At 65.1% G+C, this 23,176-nt stretch carries 24 protein-coding genes; 11 read left to right on the forward strand and 13 right to left on the reverse strand.

Annotation, left to right across the window (positions count from 1 at the left end; all coding sequences use genetic code 11):
* Positions 1–145: 145 nt before the first annotated feature.
* Positions 146–622, forward strand: a complete 477-nt coding sequence (locus ACVWW6_RS26130) for a MarR family winged helix-turn-helix transcriptional regulator (RefSeq protein ID WP_049832408.1) — start codon at positions 146–148, stop codon at positions 620–622.
* Here ACVWW6_RS26130 and ACVWW6_RS26135 read toward each other — a convergent pair.
* The 3 genes from ACVWW6_RS26135 to ACVWW6_RS26145 form a co-directional block, all read right to left on the reverse strand.
* Positions 591–1,847, reverse strand: a complete 1,257-nt coding sequence (locus ACVWW6_RS26135) for an O-antigen ligase family protein (protein ID WP_060912453.1) — start codon at positions 1,845–1,847, stop codon at positions 591–593. The genes ACVWW6_RS26130 and ACVWW6_RS26135 overlap by 32 nt on opposite strands.
* 174 nt (positions 1,848–2,021) lie before the next feature.
* The gene (locus ACVWW6_RS26140; RefSeq protein ID WP_028171667.1) at positions 2,022–3,569 is read right to left on the reverse strand and encodes an undecaprenyl-phosphate glucose phosphotransferase; all 1,548 of its coding nucleotides are present in this window, start codon (positions 3,567–3,569) and stop codon (positions 2,022–2,024) included.
* A 117-nt stretch (positions 3,570–3,686) separates the two neighbouring features.
* Positions 3,687–4,820, reverse strand: coding sequence for a glycosyltransferase family 4 protein (locus ACVWW6_RS26145; RefSeq protein WP_456681589.1), 1,134 nt, complete (start codon positions 4,818–4,820; stop codon positions 3,687–3,689).
* Between the two features lie 201 nt (positions 4,821–5,021).
* Here ACVWW6_RS26145 and ACVWW6_RS26150 point away from each other — a divergent pair, with 201 nt between their 5' ends.
* Positions 5,022–7,292 carry a GumC family protein gene (locus ACVWW6_RS26150; RefSeq protein ID WP_456681590.1) on the forward strand — a complete coding sequence of 757 codons (2,271 nt, stop codon included), beginning with the start codon at positions 5,022–5,024 and terminating at the stop codon, positions 7,290–7,292.
* 200 nt (positions 7,293–7,492) lie between these two features.
* Here ACVWW6_RS26150 and ACVWW6_RS26155 read toward each other — a convergent pair whose 3' ends face one another.
* Positions 7,493–8,674 carry a GNAT family N-acetyltransferase gene (locus tag ACVWW6_RS26155; RefSeq protein WP_456681591.1) on the reverse strand — a complete coding sequence of 394 codons (1,182 nt, stop codon included), beginning with the start codon at positions 8,672–8,674 and terminating at the stop codon, positions 7,493–7,495.
* A gap of 130 nt (positions 8,675–8,804) precedes the next feature.
* Between ACVWW6_RS26155 and ACVWW6_RS26160 the strand changes: the two genes are divergently transcribed.
* Positions 8,805–9,845 (forward strand): polysaccharide deacetylase family protein, encoded by a 1,041-nt coding sequence (locus tag ACVWW6_RS26160; protein ID WP_161534752.1) that lies wholly within the window; start codon positions 8,805–8,807, stop codon positions 9,843–9,845.
* 18 nt (positions 9,846–9,863) lie between these two features.
* Here ACVWW6_RS26160 and ACVWW6_RS26165 read toward each other — a convergent pair whose 3' ends face one another.
* Positions 9,864–10,082: a DUF2842 domain-containing protein gene (locus tag ACVWW6_RS26165; RefSeq protein ID WP_456681592.1), complete on the reverse strand. Its 219-nt coding sequence runs from the start codon at positions 10,080–10,082 to the stop codon at positions 9,864–9,866.
* Positions 10,083–10,206: 124 nt separating this feature from the next.
* Here ACVWW6_RS26165 and ACVWW6_RS26170 point away from each other — a divergent pair, with 124 nt between their 5' ends.
* Entirely contained in the window at positions 10,207–11,289 is a 1,083-nt protein-coding gene (locus ACVWW6_RS26170; protein ID WP_456681593.1) for a COX15/CtaA family protein, read from the forward strand.
* A gap of 19 nt (positions 11,290–11,308) precedes the next feature.
* Here the strand turns inward: ACVWW6_RS26170 and ACVWW6_RS26175 are convergent, their stop codons facing one another.
* From ACVWW6_RS26175 to ACVWW6_RS26190, 4 genes are all read right to left on the reverse strand, one after another.
* Complete coding sequence (locus tag ACVWW6_RS26175; RefSeq protein ID WP_028171673.1) at positions 11,309–11,653, reverse strand: hypothetical protein; 345 nt, start codon at positions 11,651–11,653, stop codon at positions 11,309–11,311.
* A gap of 205 nt (positions 11,654–11,858) precedes the next feature.
* Positions 11,859–13,139: an O-acetylhomoserine aminocarboxypropyltransferase gene (locus tag ACVWW6_RS26180; protein ID WP_011087730.1), complete on the reverse strand. Its 1,281-nt coding sequence runs from the start codon at positions 13,137–13,139 to the stop codon at positions 11,859–11,861.
* A 138-nt stretch (positions 13,140–13,277) separates the two neighbouring features.
* Positions 13,278–13,862: a CoA-binding protein gene (locus ACVWW6_RS26185; protein WP_456681594.1), complete on the reverse strand. Its 585-nt coding sequence runs from the start codon at positions 13,860–13,862 to the stop codon at positions 13,278–13,280.
* 131 nt (positions 13,863–13,993) lie between these two features.
* Entirely contained in the window at positions 13,994–14,818 is an 825-nt protein-coding gene (locus ACVWW6_RS26190) for an enoyl-CoA hydratase (protein WP_028171675.1), read from the reverse strand.
* Between the two features lie 85 nt (positions 14,819–14,903).
* Between ACVWW6_RS26190 and ACVWW6_RS26195 the strand changes: the two genes are divergently transcribed.
* The 6 genes from ACVWW6_RS26195 to ACVWW6_RS26220 all read left to right on the forward strand — a co-directional run bounded on the left by ACVWW6_RS26195 (position 14,904) and on the right by ACVWW6_RS26220 (position 18,578).
* Positions 14,904–15,332, forward strand: a complete 429-nt coding sequence (locus ACVWW6_RS26195) for a PaaI family thioesterase (protein ID WP_011087727.1) — start codon at positions 14,904–14,906, stop codon at positions 15,330–15,332.
* A 158-nt stretch (positions 15,333–15,490) separates the two neighbouring features.
* A complete protein-coding gene (rplM, locus tag ACVWW6_RS26200) occupies positions 15,491–15,955 on the forward strand; it encodes a 50S ribosomal protein L13 (RefSeq protein WP_011087726.1) in 465 nt (154 codons plus the stop codon).
* A 1-nt stretch (position 15,956) separates the two neighbouring features.
* Positions 15,957–16,436, forward strand: a complete 480-nt coding sequence (gene rpsI, locus ACVWW6_RS26205) for a 30S ribosomal protein S9 (protein ID WP_011087725.1) — start codon at positions 15,957–15,959, stop codon at positions 16,434–16,436.
* 230 nt (positions 16,437–16,666) lie between these two features.
* A complete protein-coding gene (locus ACVWW6_RS26210; RefSeq protein WP_456681595.1) occupies positions 16,667–17,887 on the forward strand; it encodes a diguanylate cyclase in 1,221 nt (406 codons plus the stop codon).
* Positions 17,888–17,943: 56 nt separating this feature from the next.
* Entirely contained in the window at positions 17,944–18,180 is a 237-nt protein-coding gene (locus ACVWW6_RS26215) for a hypothetical protein (protein ID WP_182871836.1), read from the forward strand.
* A 101-nt stretch (positions 18,181–18,281) separates the two neighbouring features.
* Positions 18,282–18,578 carry an antibiotic biosynthesis monooxygenase family protein gene (locus ACVWW6_RS26220; protein WP_011087723.1) on the forward strand — a complete coding sequence of 99 codons (297 nt, stop codon included), beginning with the start codon at positions 18,282–18,284 and terminating at the stop codon, positions 18,576–18,578.
* Positions 18,579–18,584: 6 nt separating this feature from the next.
* Here the strand turns inward: ACVWW6_RS26220 and ACVWW6_RS26225 are convergent, their stop codons facing one another.
* Positions 18,585–19,718 (reverse strand): AI-2E family transporter, encoded by a 1,134-nt coding sequence (locus ACVWW6_RS26225; RefSeq protein ID WP_038966312.1) that lies wholly within the window; start codon positions 19,716–19,718, stop codon positions 18,585–18,587.
* A 250-nt stretch (positions 19,719–19,968) separates the two neighbouring features.
* Here ACVWW6_RS26225 and ACVWW6_RS26230 point away from each other — a divergent pair, with 250 nt between their 5' ends.
* On the forward strand, positions 19,969–20,742 hold the full coding sequence (locus tag ACVWW6_RS26230) for a gamma-glutamyl-gamma-aminobutyrate hydrolase family protein (RefSeq protein WP_456681596.1): 774 nt from the start codon (positions 19,969–19,971) through the stop codon (positions 20,740–20,742).
* Positions 20,743–20,837: 95 nt separating this feature from the next.
* Here the strand turns inward: ACVWW6_RS26230 and ACVWW6_RS26235 are convergent, their stop codons facing one another.
* From ACVWW6_RS26235 to ACVWW6_RS26245, 3 genes are all read right to left on the reverse strand, one after another.
* Positions 20,838–21,083, reverse strand: a complete 246-nt coding sequence (locus ACVWW6_RS26235) for an EF-hand domain-containing protein (RefSeq protein WP_082757040.1) — start codon at positions 21,081–21,083, stop codon at positions 20,838–20,840.
* A 179-nt stretch (positions 21,084–21,262) separates the two neighbouring features.
* A complete protein-coding gene (locus tag ACVWW6_RS26240; protein ID WP_028171681.1) occupies positions 21,263–21,820 on the reverse strand; it encodes a cytochrome b in 558 nt (185 codons plus the stop codon).
* A 288-nt stretch (positions 21,821–22,108) separates the two neighbouring features.
* The gene (locus tag ACVWW6_RS26245) at positions 22,109–23,086 is read right to left on the reverse strand and encodes a GlxA family transcriptional regulator (RefSeq protein ID WP_456681597.1); all 978 of its coding nucleotides are present in this window, start codon (positions 23,084–23,086) and stop codon (positions 22,109–22,111) included.
* Positions 23,087–23,176: the final 90 nt, after the last annotated feature.

Raw genomic sequence — 23,176 nt, forward strand, 5'->3', positions numbered from 1 at the left:
CTTGCTCCCGACGTTTCCGTGGTGCTAGGAGAAATTACGGTCGCTAAATCTCTTAGTGACTAAGATATATATCGACTAAGATATGAGGTCGGCCTTGTCAAGGACGAAGGCGCGCGCGGCGCTGTTGCAGGAGCTCGAGGAGGCGATGCGCCGGTCGTCCGCGCAGGGCGTGCTTTATGGCCAGACCGTTGCGAACGTTGCCGGAATTGCCAATTCCGACCTCGAATGCATGGACATCCTCTATCTCGAGGGACGCGTCACCGCGGGCCGGCTCGCCGAGGTGACAGGCCTCACGACGGGCGCGATCACCGGCGTGATCGACCGGCTCGAGAAGGCTGGCCTCGTGCGCCGCGAACGGGACGAGAAAGACCGCCGCAAGGTCTTCATCGCGGTCGTGCCGGAGGCGGCCATGAAGATCGGCCAGTTCTACGTGCCGATGCAGCAGGCGATGGAGAAGGTCTTCGGCGCCTATTCCGACGAGGAGCTGCGTCTTCTGCTGCGCTTCGCGACGGAGGGCTACAAGGGCGTGCTTGCCGCCACTGAAGCGCTGAAGAGCCTCCTCGACACGCCGCCGGAGAAGCGTCCCGATCTCAAGCTGAAGAAGCTTCGTCGCCAGCCCTAGTCTTATAGACTTGGGCAGCCGCGATCATGCCCCACATCGCGCCCAGCATCATCCAGAAGTGCCGCCAATGGTCGGTGTCGATCACGAAGCTTTCGCCGACTGTGCCGACGAAGGCTGAAAACACGGCGAGATAGGCGCGCTGCCAGGGCACGCGGACGAAGATGTGCCGGAAGCCCGTGATCACCGTGGTGAAGACCAGCGCGGGATAGCACACGCCGGACAGCCAGCCGCCCGACATGAAGGCGTTGAGATAGGAGTTGTGGGTGTCCTCGGGGAAGAAACGGTGGAATTGCAGGGGGCCGATGCCGAATGGCAGGTCGAGCGCCATCTCCGCACCCAGGATGTGCCGGCCGAACCGGCCGAAGCGGCCCTCGTCATAGCTCTGGTCGAAGCTGGCGCGCTGCTTGAACATCTCGGCGGTGGAATCGAACGACAGCAGCACCGCGATCAGCGCAACGCCCAGCACCGCGGCGACGATCGCCATGACGACGATGCGCGAGCGCTGCGCGTTGGTGCGGCTGGTCAGCACCATCAGCGCCAGCATGAAGGCCGAGGTCAGCACCAGCCCGCCCCAGGCGGCGCGGGAGAAGGCGAGCAGGATGGCCAGTGACATGATTCCGAAGGCGATGACGTTGCGGAAGGCCTTAGCCGGCTTGTCCGAGACCACGCTCTGGAGCGCGAACAGCGCCGGCAGGATCAGGAAGGCGCCGAGCACGTTCGGGTCCTTGAACGTGCCGCGCGCGCGCCCGTAGAGCGTGAGGAGGTCGTCTCCGCCGGGAACCAGGTGGAAGTAGCCGGCGACCGCCGACAGCGAGGCAATCATCGCGCCGACCACGAGGCCGCGGCGGAGCATATCGAGCCGGGCCGCGGTGTCCTCGGACGTGATCGTGGCGAAGAACACCACGGTCACCGCCATGTACCAGGAGGTTGCGATCCAGCTCACCACCTCGGGCTGATCGAACAGCGGGATCGCGCTGATGGTGTAGCCGACATTGAGCAGGACCAGCATCAGCAGCAGCGGCATCAGCGCGAGTCGCAGGCGCAGGCCGGTGGCGAAGAAGGTGACGGTGGCGAGCAGCGTCACGATCTCGTAGGGGCTGGGTTCGATGAAGACGATGGCGCCGGAGGCGCCGACCAGCCACACCAGCGCGCGCTGGAGGGCCAGCACGCCGGGCGCAGCGCGAACCGCTGCATTCATCTCCCCGGCTGTCGCCGCATACGCCATCACACGCTCATACGCTTACGCTACTCGTTCGCCACAAACACCGCTGTCATCGTCCGGCTTGATTGGGCGATCCAGTATTCCGTGGCGCACATTGCGGAAGACGGATGGCGCTGCGGAGTACTGGATGCCCCGCCTCAGTGCGCAACTGCGCACAAGGCGGGGCATGACGGAAACTCAATACGCGTTCTCGTTCTTGGTCAGCAGCGAGATCGGCGTCTTCAGGAGAATGACGAGGTCGAACAGCACCGACCAGTTCTCGATGTAGTAGAGGTCGAACTCGACGCGCTTCTGGATCTTCTCTTCATTGTCGATCTCGCCGCGCCAGCCGTTGATCTGGGCCCAGCCGGAAATGCCGGGCTTGACGCGGTGGCGGGCGAAATAGCCGTCGACGGCCTCGTCGAACAGGCGGCTCTGGAGCTTGCCCTGCACCGCATGCGGGCGCGGGCCGACCAGGGAGAGGTTGCCGGAGAAGACCACGTTGAAGAGCTGCGGCAGCTCGTCGAGGCTGGTCTTGCGGATGAAGCGGCCGACGCGGGTTACGCGCGGATCGTTCTTGGTCACGACCTTCGAGGCCGTCGGATCCGCCTGGTGATGGTACATCGAGCGGAACTTGTAGACGTCGATGCGCTCGTTGTTGAAGCCGAAGCGCTTCTGGCGGAACAGCACCGGGCCGGGGCTGTCGAGCTTCACCGCCAGCGCCACCAGTCCCATCACCGGCAGGGCTGCGAGCAGCGCGAGGCCGCCGACGACACGGTCGAACAGCCATTTCATCACGAGGTCCCAGTCGGTGATCGGCGCCTCGAACACGTCGAGCGTCGGCACTTCGCCGAGATAGGAATAGGAGCGCGGACGGAAGCGCAGCTTGTTGGTGTGGGCGGACAGGCGGATGTCGACCGGCAGCACCCAGAGCTTCTTCAGCATCTCCAGGATGCGCGTTTCCGCCGAGATCGGCAGCGCGAACAGCACGAGATCGACGCGGGTGCGGCGGGCGAACTCGACGATATCGTCGACCTTGCCGAGCTTGCGCGCGCCGGCGCAGGTGTCCAGCGCCCGGCTGTCGTTGCGGTCGTCGAACACGCCGAGCACGTGGATGTCGGAATCGTCCTGCGCCTTCAGTGCCTCCACCAGTTGCTCGCCGTTACTGTCGGAGCCGACGATGATGGTCCGGCGGTCGAGCCGGCCCTCGCGCCCCCAGGCGCGCACCAGCGAGCGCAGCACCAGGCGCTCGGCGATGAGCGCTGCGAGCCCGATGAAGTAGAAGGCGGCAAGCCACAGCCGCGATATTTCGCTGCCGAACTTGGCGAAGAAGGAGATGCCGATGAAGAGCAGGAAAACGAATGACCAGGACGAGATCATCCGCGTCATCTGCCGGAGCTGTCCGCGGAACAGCTGCACCTGGTAGATGTCGGCGGCCTGGAAGCAGACCACGGCGGCGACCGCGACGGCGAGGATCTCCGCCGGATATACCCAGCTGAAGCCGGAAAGCGGCATGACGTAGCCGACATAGACCGCGATGCCGACGAGGCTCAGCAGCGCGAAGTCGGCAAGGCGTACGATGCCGGTGATCACGATCGGCGAATAGGCGCGGGCGACCTTCTGGTTGACGACGTCGAGTGCAGCGGGCGAGAGCCGGCGGCGGCGCTCCACAAAGGGCTGGTCAGCCGGCTTGGCCGCGGCACTGGTCGCGGCATCGAGCATCGAGCGTGCGTTGAGCGGTTCCACGGGCGTCCACGTCCATTCCAAAAACCCGTGGCGCAGCCTTGCACCCCGGGCGAGCATCCCCCGGCACCTCGATTATCGGACAAATCGGAAGAATCTCTAAAGCGACCTTAAGGGTGGTTAATGATTGGCAAATGCGTCGCGATAGCCCGCGATCACGCCGTCAACCATCGCCTGCTGGGAAAAATGCGCGGAGATGCGCTCGCGTAAGGAGGATGCGCGCTGCGCTGTCGCCTGCGGATCGTCGAGTGCGGCCGCAATCGCTTCCGCCATCGCCTCGGCGTTGCTTGCCGCGAACAGGGCCGGGCTCTCCGTGCCGAAGATTTCCGGAATGCCGCCGACGCGCGCGGCGATCATGGGAATGCCGGCCGCGCCCGCCTCGATCACCACATAGGGCATGGAATCGCCGCGCGAGGGAACGACCAGCAGCCGCCCTTTGGAGAAGCCGTAGCGTGCCTTGACGTGGCCGATGAAGCGGATCGCGCCGGAGAGGCCGAGCCTCTCGACCTGCGCCTTCAGCGCTGCCGTCTCCTCGCCGTCGCCGCCGAGCGTGAGGGTAACCTTCTTGCCGCCTTCGTGCAGGCGCGCCACGGCATCGACCAGCAGATCCGCGCCCTTGATGTGCCTGAACTCGCCGACATAGCAGAGGTCGGTGGCATCCTCGGTGGTGACAACAGGCTCGAATTCCTCCGGCGTCACGCCATTGAAGACGCAATGCACCACGCCCTTGGGTGTGCCGACGATGCGCTGATAGGTGTCGCGGGCAAACGCGCTCTCGAACAGGAACAGGTCCGTCGAGTCCATCAGCGAGCGTTCGAGCCGCGCATAGAACTCGCCCTTCAACGTGTTGAGCGGATAGTGCAGTGAGCCGCCATGGGGCGTGTAGATGCGGATGGTGTTATCGGAGCGCTGCCGCATGCGAATGAACGCACCGGCCTTGGCGCCGTGGCCGTGCATGACATCGGGCTTGAGCTCCGCGATCAGGCGCCGCATCCGAAGCCACACCAGGACATCGTCGGGCGACGGCTCGCGGCGGATCGCCATGCGGTGCACGCCGAGCTTCAGTCGCGGCGCGAGCTCGGCCAGCGCCTTGTCGGCGCGCTCGCCGCCGGTGAGGCGGTCGGCGAGAATCCCGACATGGTGGCCGCGATCAACCTGGCCGTTGGCGACGTCGAGGATGTGGCGGAAGATGCCGCCCACGGGTGCGCGCACGGCGTGCAGGATGCGAAGCGGCCGGTCGGGAGAGGGGGGCATGATCTGAACCAGCGCTCGACGGCGAATGCCGAACAATTTCCGAAATATCGAGACGGATTAAGAGGCCTCGTGGTTAACAAACGGTGACGGGCGCGCGTGTGCCCGTCGCGGGATTAACGCGATTAACCCAGCGGCAACCTTAATGGAGTGTAATCGCCCCGGTTGAGGTAGCTTGGTGGCGTTGCCCTGCGGGAGTGTTCGATGCGTTTAGCGTTCTGGCGTGCCGGCAAGGACAAGGCGGTGGTCGAGCGGGCTGTTTCGAAGTCCAAAGCCGAAGCCAAGCCCGAAGCCACGCCCAAGGTCGAAGCAAGACCTGCGCCTGCTGTCACCAGGCAGGCGTCCGGTGAATCCGGCGACATCGATCTGCACGCGCTCGGTGGCGCGCTTGCCCGCAAGCGCGGCTGGATCATCGTGCCGACGGTGCTGGCGCTGGTCGCATCCGTCGCCGCCGTCAATCTCGTGACGCCGCGCTACAAGTCCGAGTCGCGCATCCTGATCGATGGCCGCGAGAACGTGTTCCTGCGTCCGAGCAGCGACCGCAGCACCGAGGAGCGGCAGGCGCTCGACCCCGAGGCGGTCACCAGCCAGGTACAGCTCGTGCTGTCGCGCGATCTCGCGCGCGAGATCATCAAGAAGAACAAGCTTGCGGAACGGCCCGAATTCGATCCGGTGCTGCAAGGCATTTCGCCGCTGAAGTCGCTTGCGGCGCTGGTCGGCATCGGCCGCGATCCGTTCTCGATGACGCCGGAAGAGCGGGTGCTCGACGCCTATTACGATCGCCTCCAGGCCTATGCCGTCGACAAGTCACGCGTGATCGTGATCGAATTCCAGTCGGCTGACCCGGATCTCGCCGTACGCGTCGCCAATTCGATCGCCGACGGCTATCTCGTGCTCCAGCAGAATGCGCGCCAGGACCAGGCGCGCAATGCCAGCCAATGGCTCGCGGGGGAGATCGAGAATCTGCGCAAGAAGGTTTCCGACGCCGAAGCCAAGGTCGAGGACTTCCGCTCCAAGTCGTCGCTGTTCGTCGGGACCAACAACACGACGCTGTCGAACCAGCAGATGGGCGAGGTCAATACCCAGCTCAACAACGCGCGCTCGATGAGGGCAGATGCGGAATCCAAGGCGCGGCTGATCAAGGAGATGCTTCAGAGCGGCAAGCCGATCGAGGCGTCCGAGGTGGTGAACTCCGAATTGATGCGGCGGCTGTCCGAGCAGCGGGTCACGCTGCGGGCGCAGCTCGCCGAACAGTCGTCCACGCTGCTCGGCAATCACCCGCGGATCAAGGAGCTGAAGGCGCAGCTCGGCGACCTCGACAACCAGATTCGCGACGAAGCGGCCAAGATCTCCCGCTCGCTCGAAAGCGATGCGCGCATCGCCGGTGGCCGGGTCGACGGCCTGACCACGAGCCTCGAGCAGCTCAAGAAGCAGGCGACCTCGACCAACGGCCAGGACGTCCAGCTCCGCGCGCTCGAGCGCGAGGCCAAGGCGCAGCGCGACCTGCTGGAAACGTATCTTGGCAAGTACCGCGAGGCCAGCACCCGCGAGAGCATCGATACGGCGCCGGCGGAGGGCCGCATCATTTCGCGCGCCGTCGTCTCGAACACGCCGGCCTATCCGAAGAAGCTGCCGATCGTGCTGATCGCAACCATCGCGACGTTGCTGCTCTCGTCCGGTGTCGTCGTCACCGGCGAGCTATTGCGCCAGACCGCGCCGCGCGCTGCGGCTGTCTTTGCTCCGGCGCAGCCGCAAACGCAGGCGGCGGTTCGCCAAGAACCATTCGTCCGGCCGATGGTCGAGCCGGTGGTCGAACCGGTCATGGACGAGCCCGCGCCGCTTCAGCCGGAGATGACGGCCGATGCCGATGTCACCGAGTTTGCCGAGATCGAGCATCTGGCCGACAGGCTGCGCGCCGCGGCGGCAAAGAAGATCACGGTGCTTGGCACCGCGCCAGGCGAAGCCGTCACGCTGTCGGCGCTGACGCTGGCCCGGCACCTGGCGCGCGATGCGCGGGTGGTCGTGGTCGATCTCGCCGCATCCTCGCCGACGATTGCCGCGGTGTCCGTCGATGCCTCGGCGCCCGGCCTTGCCGAGCTGATGCAGGGCGAAGCCTCGTTCGCGCAGGTGATCACAAGGGACAAGCTGTCGCGGCTGCATCTGGTCATGGCCGGCCGTCCCGGCTTCGACCGCAGCCTGCTGCAATCGCCGCGCGTGACGCTCGCGATCGACGCCTTGCTTCGCGCCTACGACCACGTGCTGCTCGACGCCGGCAGCGCCTCCGACCTGCCGGCAGAATTGCTGACCGCCAATGCCCGTGCCGTCGTGGTGCCCGATGCGTCAATGGAGCCGGATGCGCGCAGGCTGATGAGCGAGCAGCTCAAGGCCGTCGGCTTCAGCGAAGTGACGATGCTGAGCAGGCCGGTACAGCCGTCGGATGCACGCGAGACGGGACCGCGCGTGGTCGCGGCTTAGTAGATTTTACCCTCTCCCCATGTGGCAGAGGGTGGCTTCGCGAAAGCGAAACCGGGTGAGACGGGTGAAGGGTCTCTCTCCGCGAGTTCGGAATCGTAGGGTGGGCAAAGGCGCACTTGCGCCGTGCCCACCACCTTTCAGCGATTGCGGCAGAGGTGGTGGGCACGCTTCGCTTTGCCCACCCTACGTTACTACGAAGTCTACCCGAACGCGCGCCGCAGCCGCTGCGCCAGGTCGAACAGCATCTGGTTCTGCTTCACCAGCCGCTTGCCGTGGCTGAGCGAGGACATCGCCATCGCCGCAAGCTTGCCGCGCGAGGTCAGCGGCACGAAGCTGTCAAAGATGTCCTCGTCGTCCTTGCAGAATATCCGCTTGTAGTCGTCCGAGCCGATGCCGAGGTCGAGCGAGCGGTAGCCGCGCTCGGCGTAGCGGTCGATGATGTAGCGCATCAGGATCAGGCCCGGGCTGTAGCGGGCGTGCTCGGACATGGTGTAGGTGTTGAACATCATCGAGAAGCGCTGGCCGTCGGCGACGCCGGCGAAGATCGCGATTACCTCGTCGTCGCATTCGAGCGCGTGGATGTCGATGACACGGCCGTCGCCGCGCGGCGACAGGCAGGCGCTGCGGACGAACTGTTCGACGCCCGGCTCGGCGAAGACGTTGGGCAGTTTCTGTTCGGCCATCCGCACCGGCTTGACGCGGAAGAACCAGTCGAGCAGGCGGGTGACGTCGGCGTCGGTGGTGGCGAGGTGATAACGATAGCCGGCGAGCGCCTCGAGCTTCTTCTCCTTGCTCTTGAGGCGGCGGCGGAAGGAGTTGCTGATCCGCGACGCGGGCGGGCCGCCCGGCCCCATCACCAGCAGCGGGCAGCCGTTGATCGCACTCTGCCGCGGGAGAGCCGCGAACGGGTTCTGCTGATCGTTCCAGCGCAGCGGCTGCTGCGTCAGCGAGAGCACGTCGACATGCTCGCGCAGCGGCGCGAGCAGTGCGTCGAGATCGGCGGCGACGGCCTGTGCCGCGAACTCGGCGTTCCACAGTCCCATGTTGAAGGTCGTATGCTTGCCGCCCATGAAGCAGGCCGTGCGCACCCCGTGGCCTTGGCGCAGCGAGAGCGGCAGCAGCAGGACCGGTGCATGTTCGGCGTCGCGGGCGATCACGATGAAGGGGCGCGCGCCCTCGCAGCCGCCGACCAGCCGCTGCCAGGGGCTGAGCAGGTCGAAGCGCTGGTAGGGCGTGAAGAGGTGGCCGCTCTCCTCGAGGGCGCGCCAGACCGGCTCGGCCTGATCGAGATCGGTGACGATATCGACCTGCGCGATACGGCTCGCTTTCGACCGCGCTGGCGCTTCTGCCGTCCGGCTTTGCATCGCCGCAGCCATGGTCATTCGCGAAACCTGTCGAGAAATCAAAAATATGCGTAATTCGGCCTGTGGCCGACCTTTGCAAAGAAATGTCAACAAAGGGTAATGACAATAGGCGAGGGAACGGGCCGCCGGCGAGCGCGAAGGTGGGATATTGGCATCCGACGACAGATGGCTGGAACGGCTGCGCCATGAGCTGACCTGGTTCACCGGCCAGGCCGCGCTGCGCAGTCGTGGAGCTGGCGCCATCCTGCGCTTTCAGCACGTGCGGCCGCGGCGGCGCGGCGGATTTCAGCCGCTGCGCGAGAACGAGATCACGCCGCAATTCCTCGACCGTGCCATTCGGGCGCTGAAGCGCTGGAAGTACGACATCCTCGGCATGGACGAGGTTTGCCGGCGTGCGGTGACGCTGCCGGAGAAGCGGCGCTTCGCGGCGCTCACCTTCGACGGCGCCAGCAAAGATCTGATCACGTTCGCCTACCCGGTGCTGGCCCGCCACGCCGTGCCGTTCACGATCTATGTGCCCACCGCGTTTCCCGACGGGGTCGGAGAGGCCTGGTGGCTCGGGCTCGAGCAGGTGATCGCGCGCGAGAGCCGCATCAGCCTGATGATGGGCGAGAAGGAGCAGCGTTTCACAGTCACTGATAATGCCGAGAAGCAGGCGCTGTTCTCGCATCTCGAGATCTGGCTGCGCTCGCTGCCGCCGGCGGATGTGTCGGCTGCGATCGCCGATCTCTGCACGCGCTACCGGATCGACCTGGCTGCGCTCTCGCGCGAGGCGTCGATGGATTGGGAGGACCTGGCGAAGCTCGCGGCCGATCCGCTCGTCACGATCGGCAGCGCGACCGTGAACTATCCCGTTCTCGCCAACATGAAGGACAGTGCGGCGCTGCGTGAGATGACGATGGGCAAGGTGGTTGCGGAAGCGGCCTTCCACCGCGAGATCAGGCATCTCGCTTTTCCGTTCGGCGATCGCGCCTCGTTCCGGCGCAGCCACGTGGTGATGGCGGAGGAGGCGGGCTTTACCAGCGCGGTGTCGGCGATACCAGGCATCGTGGATGCGGAAGGGCGAACCAATCTGCGCGCGCTGCCGCGCATTTCCTGGGATGGCCGGGTGCGCTCGTTGCGCATGCTGCGCGTGCTGGCGTCGGGTGTCGCCTTTGCGCCGGTGAAACCGACCGGCCGCGCGACGTAGGAGCGTTACGTAGAAGCGTTAGGTGGGCTTGGTGCGATCGGGCCGCTGCATCCAGCTCACGATCGGCATCGCCGGCAGCACCCAGCCCATGCCGACCACCACGTAGTAGATCGCCTGCCGCCAGCCGGATTCGGCGATCCACGGCATCTGCGCCGCCGCCATGCCGAGCAGGGCCCAGACGGTAGCCAGCACCAGGAGCAGGATGGCGCCGAGGAACTTGCGGGTGCGGATCGTCATGACGGAATGTCGCGGTCTCTTGCGTAACTTGCGCTGCGGGAGCGGGGGACTATAAGGGGCACGCAGTCCGGTTCAAGCCTCCTGGTTCAAGTCTCTTAGCTACAAGGTTTGGTTTCGCCCTGAAATGACGACGATTTCCGCCCCGTCCGAGCCGTATCGCGCCGTGCGCTGGTGGCTGATTTCCGTGGCCGCGCTGATCGCGCTGATGGTGCTGGTCGGCGGCGCGACGCGGCTGACGGAATCCGGCCTCTCGATCGTCGAATGGAAGCCGGTAACGGGCAGCCTGCCGCCGCTCTCGGCGGCGCAGTGGACCGAGGCGTTCGAGGCCTACAAGAAGATCCCGCAATATCGCGAGCTCAACGCGGGCATGAGCCTGTCCGAGTTCAAGGAGATTTTCTGGTGGGAGTGGAGCCACCGGTTGCTCGGCCGCTTCATCGGCGTCGCTTATCTGTTGCCGTTCCTGTTCTTCCTGTGGCGCGGGGGCTTGTCCCGTGAGTTGAAGCGCAGGCTGTGGCTGCTGTTCGCGCTCGGCGGGCTTCAAGGCGCGGTCGGCTGGTGGATGGTGGCCTCGGGTCTCTCGGAGCGGGTCGAGGTGTCGCAATATCGGCTGGCGACGCATCTTGTGCTCGCGCTGCTGATCTTCGCCGGCATCGTCTGGACGGTGCGGCGGCTCAAGGAGCGGGCGCAGATCGCCGCGCCCGCGCGGCTGCGGTTCACAAGTGCGCTGCTGCTTCTCGTGACCTTCGTGCAGATCTATTTCGGTGCATTGGTCGCGGGCCTGCGCGCGGGCCGCGCCTACAACACCTGGCCTGAGATCGACGGCGCGCTCATTCCCTCCGCCGAGCGGCTGTGGTTCGAGACGCCGTGGTGGCGCAACATGTTCGACAATGTGCTGACGGTGCAGTTCGAGCACCGCATGACGGCCTATGCGCTGTTCGTGTTGGCGGCGCTGCATGCGTTCGACGCGGTGCGTTCGCGCGCGGGTCTCGCTGCGAGCGGCGCGCTCTGGCTGTTTGCGGCGGTGAGCCTGCAAGCGGTGCTCGGCATTTTCACGCTGCTCAACCAGGTGCCGATCGGGCTTGCGCTCGCGCATCAGGCAGTCGCGATCGCGGTCTTGACGCTCGCGGTGATGCAGACGGAACGGCTGGCCTCGCGGCAATCTGCCGAGACGCAGCCGCGCGTGGTTCCGGTCAGTCAGCCCGGCTGATCACCATCAGCCCGGCTGATCAGCAATAGCCGTAGACGCCGCACGCGTAGGGCAGGCGCCAGAAATAGTCGACCTGTTTCCCGCCGTAATACGGGCCCTGATAGTCGTAGTCCCAGGGGCGGCCATAATAGCCCGGCAGCGTGTGAGAGCCGGGCAGCAGCGGCGTGCCCGGCAGATTGCGGACGTAGCTGCCGATGCCATAGGCCGGCGAGATCAGCGCATCCGGATCGGTCTCGACATAGACGGTTGGCGCCTCCTGCGGCGGCACGGCGGCCCGCCGCTTCGGCGTGGCCGGAAGGTCGGCGGCGAGCGCGCTTGAGAGCGTCAGCATCGCCGCAAGGGCAGGCACCATCCAGCGCAGCATCGTCGGCTCCGAATCAAAGGGCGATCCAAAGACGATGTATGCGGCCGATATGGTTAATGACTGTTAACTGAGGGGCGGCGCCGCCACCATGCGCCGTCCGTCATTCCGGGGCGGTCCGGTAGGACCGAACCCGGAATCCAGAGATGAGCAAATGACGTCGAGATTCCGGGTTCGGTGCTTCGCACCGCCCCGGAACGACGGGCAACTAAGCCCCCAGCGCCTGTTCCAGATCGGCGATCAGGTCTTCCTTGTCCTCGATGCCGATCGAGAGCCGCACCACGTCGGGGCCGGCGCCGGACTTCACCTTGGCGGCGTCGTCGAGCTGGCTGTGCGTGGTCGAGGCCGGATGGATCACCAGCGAGCGGGTGTCGCCGACATTGGCCAGATGCGAGAACAACTGCAGTTTCGACACCAGGCTGACGCCGGCGTCATAGCCGCCCTTCAGGCTGAAGGTGAACACGGCGCCTGCGCCCTTTGGCGCGTATTTGCGCGCAAGCCGGTTGTACTTGTCGCTGGCAAGGCCCGCGTAGCTGACCGAGGCCACCGCCGGATGGCCGGCGAGGAATTCGGCGACCGCCTTGGCGTTGTCGCAGTGCTTCTGCATGCGCAGCGGCAGCGTCTCGATGCCGGTCAGGATCATGAAGGCGTTGAACGGCGACAGCGCCGGCCCGAGGTCGCGCAAGCCCAGCACGCGGCAGGCGATCGCGAAGGCGAAATTGCCAAAGGTCTCCTGGAGGCGGATGCCGTGATATTCCGGCCGCGGCTCCGATAGCATCGGATATTTGCCGCCGGTCGACCAGTCGAACGTGCCGGCATCGACGATGATGCCGCCGAGCGAATTGCCGTGGCCGCCCAGAAACTTCGTCAGCGAGTGCACGACGATGTCGGCACCGTGATCGATCGGGCGGATCAGGTAGGGCGAGGCCAGCGTGTTGTCGACGATCAGCGGCACGCCCGCCTTGCGCGCCACCGTCGAGACCGCCTCGATGTCGGTGATGCTGCCGCCGGGGTTGGCGATGGACTCGATGAAGATCGCCTTGGTGCGCGGGGTGACGGCGCGCTCGAAGCTGGCGATGTCGTCGGAATCGGCCCACACCACGTTCCAGCCGAAGCTCTTGAACGCATGCGTGAACTGGTTGATCGAGCCGCCATAGAGCTTTCGCGCGGCGATGAACTCGTCGCCGGGCTGGAGCAATTGCTGCAACACCACGACCTGCGCGGCGTGGCCGGAGGCAACGGCCAGCGCCGCCGTGCCGCCTTCGAGCGCAGCGACGCGTTCTTCCAGCACCGCGTTGGTTGGGTTGCCGATGCGGGTATAGATGTTGCCGAACGCCTGCAATCCGAACAGCGAGGCGGCGTGGTCGGCGTCGTTGAAGACGAAAGAGGTCGTTTGATAAATCGGCGTCGCGCGCGCACCGGTCGTGGGGTCGGGCTGTGCACCGGCATGCACGGCGAGGGTTGAAAATCCCGGAAGGCGATCGCTCATTGAGGGCGTCCTGTTCTTGTGGTCTGAAATCGCGCGGCATGCTGATCGGCGCCGCTGCTGCCGTCAAGGCGCGGCTTCACATCGGAACGATCGTTCTGCGTATTGTCGCGTTCGCGAAACGAATCGTTCGCAATTGCGTCAGCTTTGCTCGCTCTTGTTTTTGGCGGCACGATCGGATGCCGCGGTATCGCCACCGCCGACACTCATCCGATTGAGGGAGAGCCGCATACCTTGCGTCGGCGCCGGCGCGCGCTTGGAGCTGAGCGTGCGCGAATTGACGCCCATCCAGGAGATCTCGGACGACAGGCGGCCATATTCGATCTTGGGGCAGCGGTTCATCACGACCTTGATACCGGCCGCTTCCGCCTTCGCCGCCGCGACGTCGTCGCGCGCGCCGAGCTGCATCCAGATCACCTTCGGCAGCGGATCGAGCGTCAGCGCTTCCTCGACCACGGGCATGATGTGACTGGAGTTGCGGAAGATGTCGATCATGTCGACGGGACAGCCGATGTCGGACATCGAGGCGACGAAGGGTTTTCCGAGCAGCTCCTTGCCGACATGGCCGGGATTGACCGGAATCATGTCATAGCCGCGCTGCGCCAGATATTTGAACGCGAAATAGCTCGGCCGCACATTGACCGGCGAGGCGCCGACCATCGCGATCGACTTCACGCTGTTGAGGATGGCGCGGATGTAATTGTCGGGATAGGCGTCGTGGTTCATCTTTTTCTTTCGTTCGTCATTCCGGGGCGGCTCGCAGAGCCGAACCCGGAATCTCGAGATTCTCAGGTGCGCAATTGCGCACCATAGTTCGATGCTCCGCATCGCCCGGAATGACGGTGTGTGAAACGTCGCTATTCATCCCGCCATGTCGGGGGGCGCTTCTCGATGAAGGCGCCGATGCCTTCCTCGGCGTCGCGCGCCATCATGTTCTCGGTCATCACCTCTGCCGCATAGCGATAGGCGTCCGCAAGGCTCATCTCGGCCTGACGGTAGAAGGCCTCCTTGCCGAGTTTGACCGTATAGGCCGATTTGAGTGCGACCTGTTGCGCGAGCTCGATCGCGGCACCGAGTTCGGTGCCGGCGGGCACCACGCGATTGACGAGGCCGATCTCGCGGGCGCGGTCGGCCGTGACAGGCTCGCCCGTCAGCAGCATCTCCATCGCCTGTTTGCGCGGAACGTTGCGCGACAGCGCCACCATCGGCGTCGAGCAGAACAGGCCGATGTCGACGCCGGGCGTGGCGAACTTCGCGTCCTCCGAGGCGATCGCGAGATCGCAGCTTGCGACGAGCTGGCAGCCGGCGGCGGTCGCGATGCCCTGGACGGCGGCGATCACGGGCTTTGGCAGGTGCACGATCGCCTGCATCATCGCGCTGCAGGAATTCATCATCGCGGCGAAATATGCGCGGCCGCGATCGGGGTCGCTGCGGCGCGCGGTCAATTCCTTCATATCGTGGCCGGCGGAGAAGGCCGGACCGTTGGCGGCGATGACGGCGGCGCGGATGCGCTTGTCCTCGGCAATTGCGTTGAAGCTCGCATGCAGCTGGCCGATCATCGCCTCCGACAGGCTGTTGCGCGCGGCGGGGCGGTTCAGCGTGAGCACGGCGACGGTGCCGACGATCTCCCGCAGCAGGATCGGCGGTTCCGGGAAGGGGGGGCGGGCGGGCTGGACGGACATCGAAGCGTTTCCAGTTGGATTATTGCAATTGGATGATGCAGATAACCTAATGTAACAGCGGACCTGAAGCGAGGGTGGGGGTGGCATGGCGTTAGCGAAAATGAGCGTGGCGGAGGTCGAGCAGTTTCTCCGTGACGAGTTTCCCCAGGCCTTCAGTGGCGGCGACATCACGATCGAGAGCGCGGACGGCCAGACCTGCCTTTTGCGCCAGCGCTACAGCGAAAGGATGCTGCGGCCGGGCGGAACCGTGTCCGGCCCGACGCTGATGGCGCTCGCCGATTTTGCGATGTACGTGGTGCTTCTGTCCGCGATCGGGCCGATCGGGCTCGCGGTCACCACCAATCTCAACATCAACTTCCTGCGCAAGGGCCAGCCCGGCCAGGACGTTCTGGCCGAGGCGCGGCTGCTCAAGCTCGGCAAGCGCCTGGCGGTCGGGGAAGTGAACCTCTTGTCCGGCACCTCGCCCGATCCGATCGCCCATGTCACCTCGACCTATTCCATTCCAAATGTTTGAGCTTTTTGCGGGTAATATAGCACCATATTTTTAAACTATTGATTTTACGAGCGTAATTTCCGTCTTCGGGCATTGACCGTTGCGCGTCTCTTCTCTAGAAAACCGCGCAGTCCGGTGCGGTGTTCGCGCCGATATCTCCCGTCCACGGAAACTCCGATATGAAAACCTTTTCGGCAAAGCCGGCTGAGGTGACGAAGAAGTGGGTGCTGATCGACGCCAAGGGTCTGGTCGTCGGCCGTCTCGCCACCATCGTCGCCATGCGCCTGCGCGGCAAGCACCTCCCGACCTACACCCCGCACGTTGATTGCGGCGACAACGTCATCATCATCAACGCGCAGCATGCGGTCCTCACCGGTCGCAAGCGCGAGCAGAAGACCTACTACAAGCACACCGGCTATGTCGGCCACGTCAAGGAGCGCACCGCGCGCCAGATCCTCGAGGGCAAGCATCCCGAGCGCGTGCTCGAGAAGGCCGTCGAGCGCATGATTCCGCGTGGTCCGCTCGGTCGCGTGCAGATGGGTAACCTCCGCGTCTACGGCGGGGCCGATCATCCGCACGAGGCGCAGCAGCCCGAGAAGATCGACATCGCCAAGTTGAACCGCAAGAACACGAGGGCCGCATAACATGGCCGAATCCATTCAGTCGCTCGACCAGCTCTCGCAGCTCAAGACGGCGGCCGCGCCCGACGCGCCCAAGCACGAGAAGAAGGTCGACAAGTTCAACCGCGCCTATGCCACCGGCAAGCGCAAGGACGCGGTCGCCCGCGTCTGGATCAAGCCGGGTGCCGGCAAGGTCACGGTCAATTCGCGTGAGGTCGAGGTCTATTTCGCGCGTCCCGTGCTGCGCATGATGATCGAGCAGCCGTTCTCCGTGGCCCAGCGTTCCGGCCAGTACGACGTGATCTGCACCGTCGCCGGCGGCGGTCTGTCCGGCCAGGCCGGCGCCGTCCGTCACGGCATCTCCAAGGCGCTCACCTATTTCGAGCCGGAGCTGCGCACGGTGCTCAAGAAGGGCGGCTTCCTCACCCGCGACAGCCGCGTGGTCGAGCGCAAGAAGTACGGCAAGGCCAAGGCCCGCCGGTCCTTCCAGTTCTCGAAGCGTTAATCGCTTCGGTCACATTCGCCGCGAAAGCGGCTTCAATGAGATGCAAAAGGGCGCTGATTTCAGCGCCCTTTTTGTTGTTCGTTTGTATGCAAATTGACGACGTGTTTCCCGAAAAGTTGGGGCCGCGTGAAAACCTGAATGGAACCCGCGGGAACTTAGCGTCGCCTTTGGAAGGGCGCGCAAATCGGCTGGGCCGGTCGCGTAACTGCTATGTTTTCAAGGGGGCCGACATGATGTCGCTCGATAGCATCACGCTCTATTTGGTTGCCACCATGGTCGCCGCACTGCTCGGCGCCATGATGGTGTTCTTCGGCAGGCAGGAGAACAGTCCTGCGCTGAAATGGTGGGGCACCGCCTATCTCCTGGGCGCGGCCTCGGTCGCGTTGTGGACGGCGGCCGGCGACAGGCTGGGGCCGCATCTCTATCTGGCGTTAAATGCCGTCGGCTTCGTCGCCTGCGGCATGGTGTGGAATGCTGCGCGCGTCTTCCACGGTCGCAAGCCGAACTGGCCCGGCCTCGTGCTCGGCGCGCTCGCATGGGCCGCCGCCGTGACGCTGCTCGATCCCGCGGCGTCCATGCTGCGCATGATCATCGGCGCCGGCATCGTCTCGGTCTATGCCGCGCTGACCGCAAGCGAGCTCTGGGTCGAGCGGCGCAAGAGCCTGCAACGGCGCTGGCCGGCCTTCGTGGTGCCGGTGATGCACGGCTGCGTGCTGATGCTGCCGATCCTGCTCGGCAGCTTCCTGCGCCCGCACGATGCCGGCTTCTCCGGCAGCATCTGGGTCACCGTGTTCGCGGTCGAGCTGGTGCTCTATGCCGTCGGCACCGTGTTCGTGATCTTCATGCTGGTGTCGGAGCGCGCCGTCACCGCGCACCGGACCGCCGCATCCACCGATCCCCTGACCGGCATGCTCAACCGCCGCGGCTTCTCCGAAGCCTGCGGCCGCGTGATCGAGCGCGAGGCCAAGGCCGGGCGTCCCGTGACCGTGATGATCTTCGACATCGACCACTTCAAGTCGATCAACGACCGCTTCGGCCATCCCGCCGGCGACGAGATGCTGAAACTGTTCTCGACCGTGGTCGTCAGCAATCTGCGCATCACCGACATGTCGGGCCGCATCGGCGGCGAGGAATTCGCGGCGTTGCTGCCGTGTTCGCTGGAGGAGGGCGTGCTGGTCGCCGAGCGCGTGCGCGAAGCCTTCGAGACCTCCGGCGTCGTGGTCGATGAGGGCCCGGTCGACACCACCGTCAGCATTGGCGTCGCCGGCGGTCCGGCCGGTACCGAGCTCGAGGTGCTGCTGGCCTCGGCCGACACAGCACTCTACCAGGCCAAGCGTGGCGGCCGAAACCGCGTCGAGGCGGCGGAGGAGCTGCCGTTGTCGCTGGAGAACTGGCGCCGCCAGAGCGCCGCGCGGATCGGCGCGCCGCAGGCGCGTCAGGTCACGGCTTGAGGCAAAGGGCCCTGCGGTAATTCCTTGTTTACCATTCGATCCCTACCATTCCGGTCATGGAATCGATCCGTCGACAGACCCCGCAGGCCGCCCTGATGTCGCTCGAAGCTCAAGCCGCCTCGGCGCGAGGCGGCTTCGCCTGTCTGTTCTCGACCGCGGAGGAATACGAGACGGCGCTGATCACCGAGCGCCGCGCCCAGGGACGCTACGCGCAGGGCCGCAACTATTGGCCGCTCGCGCTGTTCGTCGGTTGCGCGCTCATCGTGGCAGGCACCGTCCTGCTGTTCGCCTGAGAGACCTGCAGTTTCCGGCCAGCCAGGGCGCCGTTTCGGCGCCTTTTTCTTTTGGGCGGGGTGCGGTAGACACGCCCGTCAAACAAGAAGGGTGGAAGCCGATGATCACCGAGATCGCGCAAATCGACGTCAAGCCGGGCAGCGAGAAGGATTTCGAGGCCGCTGTCGCCAAGGCCAAGGCCGCGTTCGGCCGCTCCAAGGGCTTTCACGGCTTCGAGCTGCACAAATCGATCGAGAAGCCGCAGCGCTATCGCCTGATGGTGAAGTGGGCGACGCTGGAGAACCACACCGTCGATTTCCGCGGCTCCGAGAACTTCGCCGAATGGCGCAGCCTCGTCGGCCAGTATTTTGCTGCGCCCCCGGAGGTCGAGCACACCGAGACTGTGCTGACGACCTGAGCCGCCTCAAGCCGCCTCCGCCAGAGGCGGCGCCTCATAGGTCTTGAAATGGTCGATCATGACCTTGGCGATGGCGACCAGTGGCAGCGCCAGCGCCAGGCCCCAGATTCCAAAGACGACGCCGAGCAGGATCTGGAACGCGAACAGCGTGGCCGGCGGAATGTCCAGCGCCTGCCGCTGGAGCAGCGGCGTCAGCACGTAGCTCTCCATCGCATGCACGCCGAGAAACAGGATCAGTGCGGATAGCGCCGGGATCCAGCCCGAGGCGAGACTCGCCAGCACCACGACGACGCCGGCGATGATGGCGCCGACGGTTGGGATGAAGGCGAGGAGGCCGGCCTGGATTCCCAGGATGAACGACCCGGGGATACCGATGATGGCCAGCCCGATCCAGGTCACCACGCCGACTGCCAGCATGACGATGATCTGCGCGATCAGCCAGCGCTCCAGCGTCTCGCTGATGCGGTCGACGATGAGCGTAGCCCGCGTGCGGTGCCTGGCCGGCACGAGGAACAGCAGGCCGTCGTGATAGACGCTGGGCTGGGCAGCGAAGGCCAGCCCGAGAAACAGCACGATGAAGATGTTGCCGACGGCGCTGATGGTGCCAAGCAGCAGCTTGAAGGTCTGGCTCACGATCGCCCCGCCGCTGGACGCGAGGGCGCCTGCACCCGGCAAATTGCCGCGCGGGGCCGTGTTTGGGGTGGGCGTCGACCCTGCATCGGTGGAGGCGGCGGGTGCGGCGTTGCCGAAATCGAAGAAGCTGGTGTCGATACCGTGGGTGTCGAGAAAGGACTTCACGTTGGTGATCTGCGACCTGATGGTCTTGCTGAGCAGCGAGGCCTGTTCGGCGATGGTGGCGCCGCCGAGATAGGCGACGCCCGCGAGCATCAGGGCCAGCGCGATGCAGACGATCGCAAGCCGCATTGTGTGCGGCAGGTGCACGCGGCGGCCGAGTGCATTGGTCAGCGCGTTGAGGCCGACGCCGAGCAGCATGCCGGTGAAGATCAGGAGCAGGGTGGCGGCAAAATACCAGGTGAAGGCGAGCAGCGCCGTGACCAGCACGACGCTGATGCCGCCGACCGAGATGGCCCAGGCCAGGTCGCTGCGGGTCCGGGGTCGTTCATCTCGGGAAATTGTCACGTCGTCTCCTTTTGGGAAGGCCGCAGAGCGCACTCTTTCGCCAAATCTTACCTGGGATCAAGCCGAGGCTATGCACCGGTTTGACGCCTCGGCGGGCCTGCTTTGGCCGACGCCGGGGCGCGAAAGTGGGCCGACGCGGCGCCAAAGGCGCGAAAATAGCATTGCCGTCCCGCAATCCCTTCGGTTGAATTTGTTCCATCGGAAGGGCATGTTTGGAGAATCTTCTTACGGGGGAGGTCGGAAACGGAAGATGAGAAAGCCGGTCGTCGGCGTGATCGGGAACGCCCATCGCGTCGAAAATCGATTTCAGGTCCAGATGGTCGGCGAGCGCAATTTGCGTGCGGTGGCCGAGGTCTCCGGCGGCCTGCCGGTGATGTTTGCGGGCTCGCCCGACATCACCGACATCGGTGCGCTGCTCGATACCGTCGAGGGCATCGTCCTCACGGGCGCCCGCGCCAACGTCCATCCGACCCGCTTCAACGTAGACCCTTGCGAGAAGCACGAGCCCTACGACATCCACCGCGACGAGGTGGCGCTGGCGCTTTCCGTCGCCTGCGTTGCGCGCGGCATCCCGCTGTTCGGCATCTGCCGCGGCCTCCAGGAGATGAACGTCGCCTTCGGCGGCTCGCTGCACCCCGAGATCCGCGAGATCCCGGGTCGCATGAACCATCGCATGCCCCGGCTCGAGAACGGCGAGATCCACCCCGATCCGACCGTGGTGTTCGCCGACCGCCACGATGTCGACCTCACGCCGGGCGGGGCGTTCGCACGGCTGCTGGGCTGTGAGAGGATCCGGGTCAATTCTCTGCACGGCCAGGGCATCCTCGATCCCGGCAAGCGCGTGCTGATCGAAGGTGTCGCCGAGGACGGCACCATCGAGGCCATCCGCATCGCGGAAGCCCCGACCTTTGCGCTCGGCGTGCAATGGCACGCCGAATACGATCCCCAGCGCAATCCGATCAACCGGAAGCTGTTCGAGGCGTTTGGCGCAGCGCTGGTGGAGCGGCAGCGCGCGACGGCGTAGACCACGTTCGTGTCCCGGACAAGCGAAGCGCTGATCCGGGACCCACGCCGCTCGGAGGTCCTGCTGGGGGATAGCTCGTTTGGCGGATAGTCAGCCTATCTTCTGGTTTGTAGGAACGCTTGCATCTCTTCCGGCGTGAGTTTGCCATCCTTATTGCTGTCCATTGCCTTGAAAATTCGCTCGTGGGCTGCCTGAAACTCCGCCGACGAGATGGCTCCGTCGCCGTCGGAGTCCATAAGCGCAAACATCATGCGGAACATTATGGGAGGTCCCATCGCGTCCACACCCATCGTGCTGCGCCCCTTCATCGCGCGACCCATCATGTCTCCACCACCCATCATGCCTTGTCGCTCTCCGGACGGGCTTGCGGGGGGCGTCGTTTGCGCTGGATGAGCCGGTCGCGAACCTGCACCCCACGGTTCATGCGGCGCCACAAAGGTCCAGAAATAGCACGTTGGTCCGCCGCCGCCTCGATCGTTGCATCACTCGCCGAGGATGTTGCGGTACCCGTGGTACGTCATCATTTGCCGCGAGGTAGCATGCGGTTCAGCGTATTGTCGCGAAAAACGATATGATGGATCAGAGCTGCGCCAGCATGAAAGAACGCGACGAATACAAGCGCGTGGGCCGCAATTTCGTGGATCTCCTTGACCGAATGCGCGAAGGCTCTATCTCGTATCCATGGCGATGATATTTCGTAGATGCCGAGCAGCGGCAACGCCTCGCCACGCGCAAACTGCGTAACGATCCCGGCGACCGGAACGACAACGAGCAAGGCGTAGAGCGTATAATGAAAAAGACGGGCGGATGGGTCGGCGAAGGCGCCAAGCCATCTGCGGAATTCGTTTGGCTCGGGAGGCGGCGGCGGAACGGCCGCCCTCCACACCAGCCGCATGATCAGTGCGGCCAAGATCAACAGGCCGGCGGAAACATGAACAAGCAGGCCTGTCTCGCGCGCGCCACCCTTGGGCAAGTCATCGCCAAATATGCCGAGCGTCCACGCAACGATCACCAGAACTACCGTCGCCCAGTGGAGGAACTGGGGAACAGTACCGTATCGGTCAGGGGAACTCGTCAATGTCGCCTCCCTTCGGCTTCGATCCGATGGCGCGGGTCAACTCTTCAAACATCATTACATCAGAAAAGTCGCGCCAACTCGTTGATCCACCTCATGGCGCGACCTGTTTCTCGCGCGAGGATGGCTGCATCTTTCTGAGACGAGTTCGATTACTGCGTATTACGGTATTGCTCGGCCGCGATCTGCTCGCGGCGTCGGCTGGAGCAGAGTTAAGAGCACCATCGCCGCAGTGGTGGATTTGCCGGGCGAACAAGGCGCTAAGCTGGGTCGAACACTCTTGGTCAGCGGTTACGCCGCCCGCTCCATCCGCCGCGCGCGATAGGCTTGCGGCGACATCAACGTCAGCTTGCGGAACGCCTTGCGAAAGCTGCTCTCGTCTTCATACCCTGTCGTGCGCGCGATGGTCTTGATCGGCTGCGTCGTCGTCTCCAGCAGCGTGCGCGCGTGCTCGACGCGGCGGCGCATGATGAAGGCTTGTGGCGGCTCGTGCGTGAGCTCCTGAAACTTCCGGTTCAGCGTGCGCTCGCTGAGGCCGAGCGCGCCGGCAAGGCGCTTGACCGTCATCGGGCTCTTGCCGGTGCGACGAACCAGCAGGTCGGCCCTGGTCAGCAGCGGGTCCTGCGAGAGCAGGTAGCCCACGGGCATGAAGATCGATTGGGTGCGCTGTGCGGTGTCGATGACGACGTAGTCCGCGCACAGTTTTGCGATCTGCTTGCCGTCGACCATCTCGATCAGCCTGAGCAGGAGGTCGACCCACGACATCGGGCCGGCGGCGCAGACGACGCGGTCCGCGCTGGTGATGACGGCGTCCGGGGCGAGGTCGATCGCGGGATGGCGCTGCCGAAGCTCGCTTTGCAGCCACCAGGTGATGGTGGCGCGGCGGTTGTCGAGCAGGCCCGCTCCCGCAAGCAGGAAGACGCCGCTGCAAAAGGCGCCGATCAGCCGGCCGTTGGCGTGCTGTTGCCGCAGCCAGGCGCCGGCACGGACGTATTGCGGCCGCAGGCGCTCGGCCGTGACGTGATCGACGAGGTTGCCGGGGACGAGGATCGCGTCGAAGCCGGCGCGCTTGCCGATCGCGCCGTCGACTGCGACCGTCTGGCCGCCGCCGGCGCGCACCGCCTTGCCGTCGAGCGACAGCGTCTGCCAGGTGAAGCGGGATTTTTCGCCGCTCTGCTGCATGACGTGATTGGCGAGCGACAGGACGTCGGCGACGCCTGAGATCGCCGAATGCATGCAACCTTCCAGCGCCAGAACTGCGAGCTTCATGGGATCTCCTGCCAGCCACTGGCGACCCTAACCGATCGGCGCCAGCGATGCGTGGCGGAAATTGCCCGATCTCTGGCTGATCCGCCACTG

It is taken from the genome of Bradyrhizobium sp. USDA 3311, from assembly GCF_054062495.1.